The 7,600-nt window shown below is 54.1% G+C and carries 7 protein-coding genes, 1 tRNA gene, 1 rRNA gene and 1 pseudogene; 5 read left to right on the forward strand and 5 right to left on the reverse strand.

Going from position 1 to position 7,600, the window contains the following annotated elements:
- Positions 1–99 precede the first annotated feature (99 nt).
- Positions 100–834 (reverse strand): DNA polymerase III subunit epsilon, encoded by a 735-nt coding sequence (gene dnaQ, locus AB3U87_RS10025; protein ID WP_394148915.1) that lies wholly within the window; start codon positions 832–834, stop codon positions 100–102.
- Between dnaQ and rnhA the strand changes: the two are divergent.
- A pseudogene (gene rnhA, locus AB3U87_RS10030) lies at positions 827–1,353 on the forward strand (ribonuclease HI). The gene dnaQ and the pseudogene rnhA sit on opposite strands and share 8 nt — an antisense overlap.
- Here rnhA and AB3U87_RS10035 read toward each other — a convergent pair.
- Positions 1,338–2,069: a class I SAM-dependent methyltransferase gene (locus AB3U87_RS10035; protein WP_253455355.1), complete on the reverse strand. Its 732-nt coding sequence runs from the start codon at positions 2,067–2,069 to the stop codon at positions 1,338–1,340. The pseudogene rnhA and the gene AB3U87_RS10035 overlap by 16 nt on opposite strands.
- A gap of 44 nt (positions 2,070–2,113) precedes the next feature.
- On the opposite strand from AB3U87_RS10035, the gene gloB reads away from it, so the two are divergent.
- From gloB to AB3U87_RS10050, 3 genes are all read left to right on the forward strand, one after another.
- Entirely contained in the window at positions 2,114–2,869 is a 756-nt protein-coding gene (gene gloB / locus AB3U87_RS10040) for a hydroxyacylglutathione hydrolase (RefSeq protein ID WP_253455356.1), read from the forward strand.
- A 70-nt stretch (positions 2,870–2,939) separates the two neighbouring features.
- A complete protein-coding gene (gene mltD / locus AB3U87_RS10045) occupies positions 2,940–4,298 on the forward strand; it encodes a murein transglycosylase D (protein ID WP_125288908.1) in 1,359 nt (452 codons plus the stop codon).
- A 107-nt stretch (positions 4,299–4,405) separates the two neighbouring features.
- Positions 4,406–5,104, forward strand: coding sequence for a cyclase family protein (locus AB3U87_RS10050; protein ID WP_370735036.1), 699 nt, complete (start codon positions 4,406–4,408; stop codon positions 5,102–5,104).
- On the opposite strand, the gene AB3U87_RS10055 is transcribed toward AB3U87_RS10050, so the two are convergent.
- A complete protein-coding gene (locus tag AB3U87_RS10055; RefSeq protein WP_253455358.1) occupies positions 5,101–5,886 on the reverse strand; it encodes an endonuclease/exonuclease/phosphatase family protein in 786 nt (261 codons plus the stop codon). The genes AB3U87_RS10050 and AB3U87_RS10055 overlap by 4 nt on opposite strands.
- A 390-nt stretch (positions 5,887–6,276) precedes the next feature.
- Between AB3U87_RS10055 and yafC the strand changes: the two genes are divergently transcribed.
- Positions 6,277–7,173 (forward strand): DNA-binding transcriptional regulator YafC, encoded by an 897-nt coding sequence (gene yafC, locus AB3U87_RS10060; protein WP_301253372.1) that lies wholly within the window; start codon positions 6,277–6,279, stop codon positions 7,171–7,173.
- A gap of 125 nt (positions 7,174–7,298) precedes the next feature.
- Here the strand turns inward: yafC and AB3U87_RS10065 are convergent.
- Positions 7,299–7,375, reverse strand: a tRNA-Asp gene (locus AB3U87_RS10065).
- Positions 7,376–7,491: 116 nt separating this feature from the next.
- Positions 7,492–7,600 (reverse strand): 5S ribosomal RNA (gene rrf / locus AB3U87_RS10070); the annotation flags it as partial.

A 7,600-nucleotide genomic window follows, 5' to 3' on the forward strand; every position in this document is an offset into this window, starting at 1 on the left:
GGGCGAATATTACGGTGCGGCCTGCATCCCGTCAATGCTTTTTCTTAAGCTTGCTGATCGACTGCCTGTTTTTTCGACTCTTACGACATTTCAACGTCTTCAGGCACGCCAGAGGCAGCTTCCGCCCTTCTTCATCACCAAATCGAGGCGGGATTCGTGTTCGGCAATCTCTTCGTCCGTCGCCGCTATCACGGACAGGCCAGAAGCCGGACGCGTGATGCGATAGATGGTTTCGTCGTTGCTCTGCTCCTGCCTGTCGCCCTCCATCGAAAACTTCAGCGACGTCTGCCCACCGGTCATGGTCAGGAAGACCTCGGCCAGAATTTCGGAGTCAAGCAGAGCGCCGTGCAGCGTTCGCTTACTGTTATCTATTTCATAACGCGAGCAGAGCGCATCCAGGCTGTTGCGCTTGCCGGGAAACAGCCTGCGCGCCATCGCCAGGCTATCGGTTATCTGGCAGAAGGTTTCGGTTTTGGGGATATTGCGGCCAAGCTTGCCGAATTCGTAGTCCATAAAGCCGATATCAAACGAGGCGTTATGGATCACCAGCTCGGCACCTTCTATATAGGCCAGGAAATCGTCGGCAATGTCGGCGAAGGTCGGCTTATCCGCCAGAAATTCGTCGGCAATACCGTGTACGCCGAACGCTTCCGGATCGACCAGGCGATCGGGCTTGAGATAAACATGGAAGTTGTTGCCGGTGAGACGACGGTTTACCACCTCAACGGCGCCGATTTCAATAATGCGGTGCCCTTCATAGTGCACCCCGATCATATTCATACCGGTGGTTTCAGTATCGAGGACGATCTGACGCGTTGTATTTACTGTGCTCATAGGACCCGTTTATGTCAGACTTGGCTTTTTTTCACAGGGAGTCTACCAGAGATGCCTAAACAGGTAGAAATTTTCACCGATGGTTCTTGTCTTGGCAATCCTGGCCCGGGCGGATACGGCGCAATTTTACGTTACGGCCAGCACGAGAAAACGTTCAGCGCCGGCTATCAGCTGACCACCAATAATCGAATGGAGCTGATGGCGGCTATCGTCGCGCTGGAAGCGCTGACTAAACCCTGCGACGTCGTGCTGAGTACCGACAGCCAATACGTGCGTCAGGGCATTACCAGCTGGATCCATAACTGGAAAAAGCGCGGCTGGAAAACGGCGGACAAAAAGCCGGTTAAAAACGTCGATCTCTGGAAACGGCTGGATACGGCACTGGGCCAGCATCAAATTACCTGGGAATGGGTAAAAGGCCATGCCGGCCATCCTGAAAACGAACGCTGTGACGAACTGGCGCGCGCGGCCGCCGGCAATCCATCCTTTGAAGACATCGGCTATCAGTCAGCATCCTGATGGCGTCGACGCATCCGGCTGGTTGCGCCAACGGCGGGTGCAAGCCTTCTTTGGGCCGCTGCCTTTTTGGCCGGATTCATCGTTAACGGGAAAGTCCGCTTGCGCGCGACGATAATGCTCAGGCAGCCCAGCGCCGGAAGATGCGTGCTGATGACCTTACCGCCCTGACGATTCCACGGCAGCACCTGAAAGCGCGAGCGCTGCACCACCTCGTAGTTTAACAGGCTGAGCCAGTCCATCAGCCTGGTCTGGGTAAACATCCGACTGTTCCACGGCACGCGTTGGCGCAGGCCGGGCACCAGTTTGCCCGTCCCCAGCACGCTGAACAGATTGAAGCCGCTGATAATCATCCAGCCGTCATCGATCAAAACGCGATCTACCTCGCGCAGAATACGGTGCGGATCGCTGCTCCAGGCCAGGCTGTGCGCCAGTAAACAGGCATCAACCGATTTTGATTCAAAAGGCAGGCTGCCGGCATCGGCCAGAACCTGCAAATTGTCGCCCTGTAAGCCAACGTTGACCTGATGCGAAATGGCGCAGCTTGCCGTGTCGATTTCCGCGCTCAGCGAGCCGATTTTCAGCAAATGAAAACCGTATAGCCTGTCCAGACAGGGTTGCAGATGCCGGGTCAGCGCGTCACGATAGTAGTCTCCCCAGGGGATGTCCGCCCAGGAATACGGCACGTGACGAATATGGCGTGTTTTAGCGGGCTTCATGCTTTACCATCTTCTTTCCATTGCGGCCAGTCAACGAGGCGATAATGAATCTTACCAGCATTCCGGCTTTTCAGGATAACTACATCTGGACATTAAATAACGATCGGGGCGACTGCCTGATTGTCGATCCGGGCGAAGCGGCACCGGTACTGACGGCCATGGAAAAAAACCAGTGGCGGCCAGCGGCGATCCTGCTGACGCATCATCATCACGATCACGTTGGCGGCGTGAAAGAACTGCTGCAACATTTTCCCGATCTGGTGGTGTACGGCCCGCAAGAGACACAAGATAAGGGAAGCAATCGGCTTGTCGCTGAGGGTGATAAGGTCGCTATTTTGGGCCTCGAATTTAGTGTGATTGCTACGCCGGGGCATACTTTAGGACATATCTCATACTATAGCGCACCTTACCTTTTCTGTGGTGATACGCTGTTTTCCGGCGGCTGTGGACGTCTGTTTGAAGGTACCCCTCAACAGATGTTCAATTCTTTTCAAAAGCTTAATCAGCTTCCGGGTGAAACGCTGGTGTGCTGCGCGCACGAATATACGTTATCGAATATGAAGTTTGCCTGCTCGCTGCTGCCACAGGATACGAAAATAGCGGGCTATTATCGCGAAATTAAGGAGTTACGTGCAAAAAACGCGGTTTCCTTGCCCGTAACGCTCGCTTTTGAGCGGCAAATAAATGTTTTTCTGCGTACGCAAGATGCTGATTTACAGAAAGTTATTGGCTTCGAAACACCTCCGCAACAAGAATGGCAAGTTTTTGCAACTCTACGCGAGAAGAAAGACCATTTTTGATTTTTCGGGTTGTGTTGAGCAGCCCGAGCACGTATAGTTGCTCGTCTTTTAAGCGAACAATGACACACACATGAAGGCTAAAGCGATATTACTACTCGCCTCGGTCCTGCTGGTGGGGTGCCAGGCGCCTAAGCACGACGCCCCCGAACAGCATGCACAGAGTTTGTCTTCAGCACAGAGCAGTCAGAACGCAGATCGGTTGTTATCGCCACGCTGGCAGGACGATGGGACCAGCCTGACGAAAGATCAGGATCTGTGGAATTTCATTAGCGATGAGCTGAAGATGAAGGTTCCGGAAAACCCCCGGATACGCGAACAAAAACAAAAGTATTTAAGAAACAAGAGCTATCTCCACGATGTAACGTTACGGGCTGAGCCGTATATGTACTGGATTGTCGAGCAGATTAAGCAACGTAAGATGCCGATGGAACTGGTACTATTACCCATAGTGGAGAGCGCTTTTGATCCTCATGCGACCTCTTCTGCCAATGCCGCAGGCATCTGGCAGATCGTGCCGCAGACGGGGCGTAATTATGGTCTTAAGCAGAACCAGTGGTATGACGGTCGTCGCGATATTGTCGCCTCTACCAAAGTCGCACTGGATATGATGCAGCGGCTGAACGGGATGTTCGGCGGTGACTGGCTGCTGACCGTGGCCGCGTACAACAGCGGCGAAGGCCGCGTGCTGAAAGCGATAAAAAGCAACAAGGCTCGCGGTAAGGCAACGGATTTCTGGTCGCTGTCGCTTCCGCATGAAACCACGGTTTATGTGCCGAAGATGCTGGCGTTAAGCGAGCTGTTGAAAAACAACAAGCGTTACGGCATCCGTCTTCCGGAACCTAACGAAACCCGTGCGCTGGCGCGTGTTGAAGTGGGTCAGCAGATTGAGCTGACGCAGGCGGCGGAAATGGCCGGCATGTCGCTGAACAAGCTGAAGAGCTTTAATACAGGCTACAAGCGCGGGATGACGGCGCCTAACGGCCCGCACTATATCATGGTGCCGAAGTCGCACGTGGCGCAGCTGCGCAACTCCCTGGCAACAGGCGATATCGCGGCGGTGCAGCCAACGGCGCTGGCCAGTACCAGCACCTCTTACAAGGTGCGTAATGGTGATACCCTGTCAGGCATTGCAAAACGCCTGAACGTGTCGGTGAAGACGCTACAGCAGGCTAATAACCTGCGCGGCGTGAACATCAAACCGGGGCAGACGCTCAGCCTGGGCGGCGGCGAAAGCGCAGCCAGACTGGCCGATAATGGCAACAGCATCACCTATAAGGTTCGTAAGGGTGATTCTCTGGCCAGCATCGCAAAACGTCACGGCGTGAACACGAAAGATCTGCTGCGCTGGAACAGCGGCGGTTCGGCGAATATTCAGCCCGGCGACAGGCTGACGCTATTTGTCACCAACAACGCCACGCCTGACAGCTAAAGCTCAGTTTAAAAACCAGTCTTCGGACTGGTTTTTTTATGCCCGACATTTCCCGTTCCCCTCTCCTGTGCTTTACTGCCCCTCTGTCCAACGATCCTGAGGCCGCCATGACGAATGATCTGGTTGCGCTGCTGAACCAGCATCGCCTGATTGAACTGAGCCACGTTTATGAAGAAGGCATGCCGGTCTGGCCCGGTGACGGGCGCTTTTTCATGAGCAGCGCAGAAACATTCGCCGCAGGCGACGGTAACTATAACTGTCAGCTGAGCTTAGGCGATCATTGCGGCACGCATATAGACGCGCCGGCACATTTTATACCGGGCGGAAAAAGCATTGATAAGGTTGATATTCGCCAGCTGACCGGGCGTGGTCGCTGTCTGGATATGACCCATTTGCCGCAAAACAGCGCGATTACGCGTGCGACGATCGCGGACTGGGAAGGCAGATACGGCGAAATAGCGGCAAAGGATATCGTCCTGTTTCATACGGGCTACGATAAAAAGTGGCGTTGCCGTCCCGATCATACCGCGTTTATGAACGGCTGGCCGGGGCTGTCAGCCAGAGGCGCAGATTACCTGTTGGGAAAAGGCGTTACGGTTTTCGGTACCGATGCGATGTCGCTGGATGATGCAGGCAGCAAAGATTATCCGGCTCATCAGGCGATACTAAGTGCCGGAGGCCTGATCGTTGAAAGCCTGGCAAACCTTTACAGCCTGCCGACGGCTTTTACCTTTATCGCTTTGCCTTTGCGTATCAAAGGCGGCTCCGCCTCGCCCGTGCGCGCCGTGGCTCTGGTACAGGATTAAGGCTTAAACTCAACCAGTAAAGGGTTATGGTCGGAAGCACGCGTCACCAGCACGGAGGCCTCCGCTACGCCCATATCGCGGTAGAAAACGAAGTCCAGCGGCCTGCCAAAGGCTTTACGGCGATGGTCGTCGGTAAAGTTGACCTCGTGCAGCCCCATATTATGGGCAAAGGTATAAAGCGCATTGATCCGCTGGCGGCTCCAGGCATTAAAATCCCCGGCCATAATCACCGGCCCTTTATGGTGAATAATCTGTTCGCCTATAGGGCCAAGCTGCTTGCTGTATACGTCGATCCCCAGGCTAAAGTTGACCGCATGGATATTCACCACCATCAGCATCTTGCCGTCCGGTAGCGGATAGGCGGTGACAAGGGCTGATTTAGCCAGCCGCAGCAGCGGTTCACGTTCGCGCAGCGGATAACAGTAGACGGGATGCGCAGCGGCCAGCGTCATCACGCCGGAAGGATGCTGCGGCAGGACGAATGCCGGTACCTGATCCGCCGCCAGATAGTTACTGGTGGCAAAACGGATCAGCTCTGGGGTCGTCTGCGCTTCCTGTAGCAATACCAGCTGAGCGTCTTTACCGAAGTTTTGTAATACCGAAAGCCATTCGGCGCGCTGCTGTTTAAATATGTTCCATACCAGCACCCGTAGCGTAGCGTGCTCTGTCAGCGGCGCACCGGGCGGTAACGCTTTGCCCATATGCAGCATAGCGCCCGGCGGAAAAATACGTTCCGCTGGCTGCCCTGCTACATATCTCATGGCATAAGTTTTTTTCCGCACGTTAGCGTCTGACCTCTGCGTGTTGATCAATGATCCTGCATTCAGTTATAGGGACTTTATGGCCGGGTTTCAATCGGAGGCGCCTAATAAGTGCCAGCTGAAGGTAAGCAAATACAAACTTTTGGTTGTCCGCCGCCTGTAACTGTAGTCGATTTAACGCACCGGCTCCGGTTATGTATCTGATAGCGTTCATAACAGGGCAGAGATCCGACTGTTTACAGGCCAGACGAGCACCGGGCGTTTTCAGACAACGCCGCGGGGATGCTTTATTGCTGTCAACGCACTGACAGAGGCCTGGCAGCCTCACCCGTTGTCTGGCTTCCCCTGCTTCCTCATGCTTTAATTACCGCCTGCAGGCTCCAAAAAAAGCATTACGTTCAGGAAGCAGTCATGAAGGCAAACTCAGAGGAACTGGCGATTTTTGTCGCCGTGGTGGAAAGCGGCAGTTTCAGCAAGGCCGCCGAGCGGCTGAAAATGGCAAATTCTGCCGTTAGCCGTGCGGTAAAAAAGCTGGAAAACAAGCTCGAGGTAGAGCTACTGACACGCACCACCCGACAGATTAAATTAACCCAGGAAGGCGAAGCCTACTTCAAGCGCGTTCAGGCGATTCTTCAGGAGATGTCCGCAGCGGAAAACGAGCTGGCAGAACGAAAAAGGCTGCCAAAAGGGTCACTGCGTATTGATGCTGCTACGCCGGTGGTTCTGCATCTGTTAATGCCGATGATTAAACCTTTTCGGGAGCGCTTTCCTGAAGTCACCCTCTCTCTGGTTTCATCCGAAACTTTTATCAATCTGATTGAACGTAAGGTAGATATCGCAATCCGTGCCGGTAATCTTACTGATTCCAGCCTTCGCGCGCGCCTGCTGTTTAATAGTCGACGTAAAATAGTCGCCAGCCCTGGCTGGCTGCAACAGTTCGGCACGCCGCAAACCGTAGAGGATTTGGCACAGCACGACTGTCTGGGTTTTGTTGAACCCCTGAGCCTGAACCGTTGGCCCATTGCTAATGCAGACGGGCAGCTTTATGACATTACGCCCGCCAGTACCTCAAACAGCGGCGAGACGCTCAGGCAGCTGTGCCTGGCCGGTAACGGCATTGCCTGCCTGTCGGACTTTATGATCAATAAAGATTTAAACGATGGTTCGCTGATAGAGGTTATGGCCGACAGGCTTGTGCCGGTAGATATGCCATTTAACGCGGTTTACTATGGGGATCGCTCGGCTAACTCACGCGTTCGCTCTTTTATTGATTTTGTCAGCGAATGGCTCAGGCAACATCCGCTTTAAAGAAAAAAGATAGTCGAAGGCTGGCCTGTCCAGGAAGGAATAATGGCAGAACACAGGCAGGCCGGCTGACCAAAACTTACACGCAAAAAAAAGCCCTGAGCGTTAGCTCAGGGCCTTATATAAAGTGGCGGAACGGACGGGGCTCGAACCCGCGACCCCCTGCGTGACAGGCAGGTATTCTAACCAACTGAACTACCGCTCCACCGATTCTGTACTGAACTCAGAATGTTGCTTCCGATCTCAGGTGTTTCGCCCTTTCCACATCACTGGAAGGTCTGAGCGCAAACGGTTTAGTCACGTTTACTGCTCTTAATTGATGCCTGGCAGTTCCCTACTCTCGCATGGGGAGACCCCACACTACCATCGGCGCTACGGCGTTTCACTTCTGAGTTCGGCATGGGGTCAGGTGGGACCACCGCGCTAAAGC

Source organism: Erwinia plantamica, assembly GCF_043420595.1.
Taxonomy (GTDB): domain Bacteria; phylum Pseudomonadota; class Gammaproteobacteria; order Enterobacterales; family Enterobacteriaceae; genus Erwinia; species Erwinia aeris.

Bases quoted from the DNA above. Each gene is read 5' to 3' on its own strand.
- dnaQ (WP_394148915.1), bottom strand. From the start codon at position 834: ATGAGCACAGTAAATACAACGCGTCAGATCGTCCTCGATACTGAAACC.
- AB3U87_RS10035 (WP_253455355.1), bottom strand. From the start codon at position 2,069: ATGAAGCCCGCTAAAACACGCCATATTCGTCACGTGCCGTATTCCTGG.
- gloB (WP_253455356.1), top strand. From the start codon at position 2,114: ATGAATCTTACCAGCATTCCGGCTTTTCAGGATAACTACATCTGGACA.
- mltD (WP_125288908.1), top strand. From the start codon at position 2,940: ATGAAGGCTAAAGCGATATTACTACTCGCCTCGGTCCTGCTGGTGGGG.
- AB3U87_RS10050 (WP_370735036.1), top strand. From the start codon at position 4,406: ATGACGAATGATCTGGTTGCGCTGCTGAACCAGCATCGCCTGATTGAA.
- yafC (WP_301253372.1), top strand. From the start codon at position 6,277: ATGAAGGCAAACTCAGAGGAACTGGCGATTTTTGTCGCCGTGGTGGAA.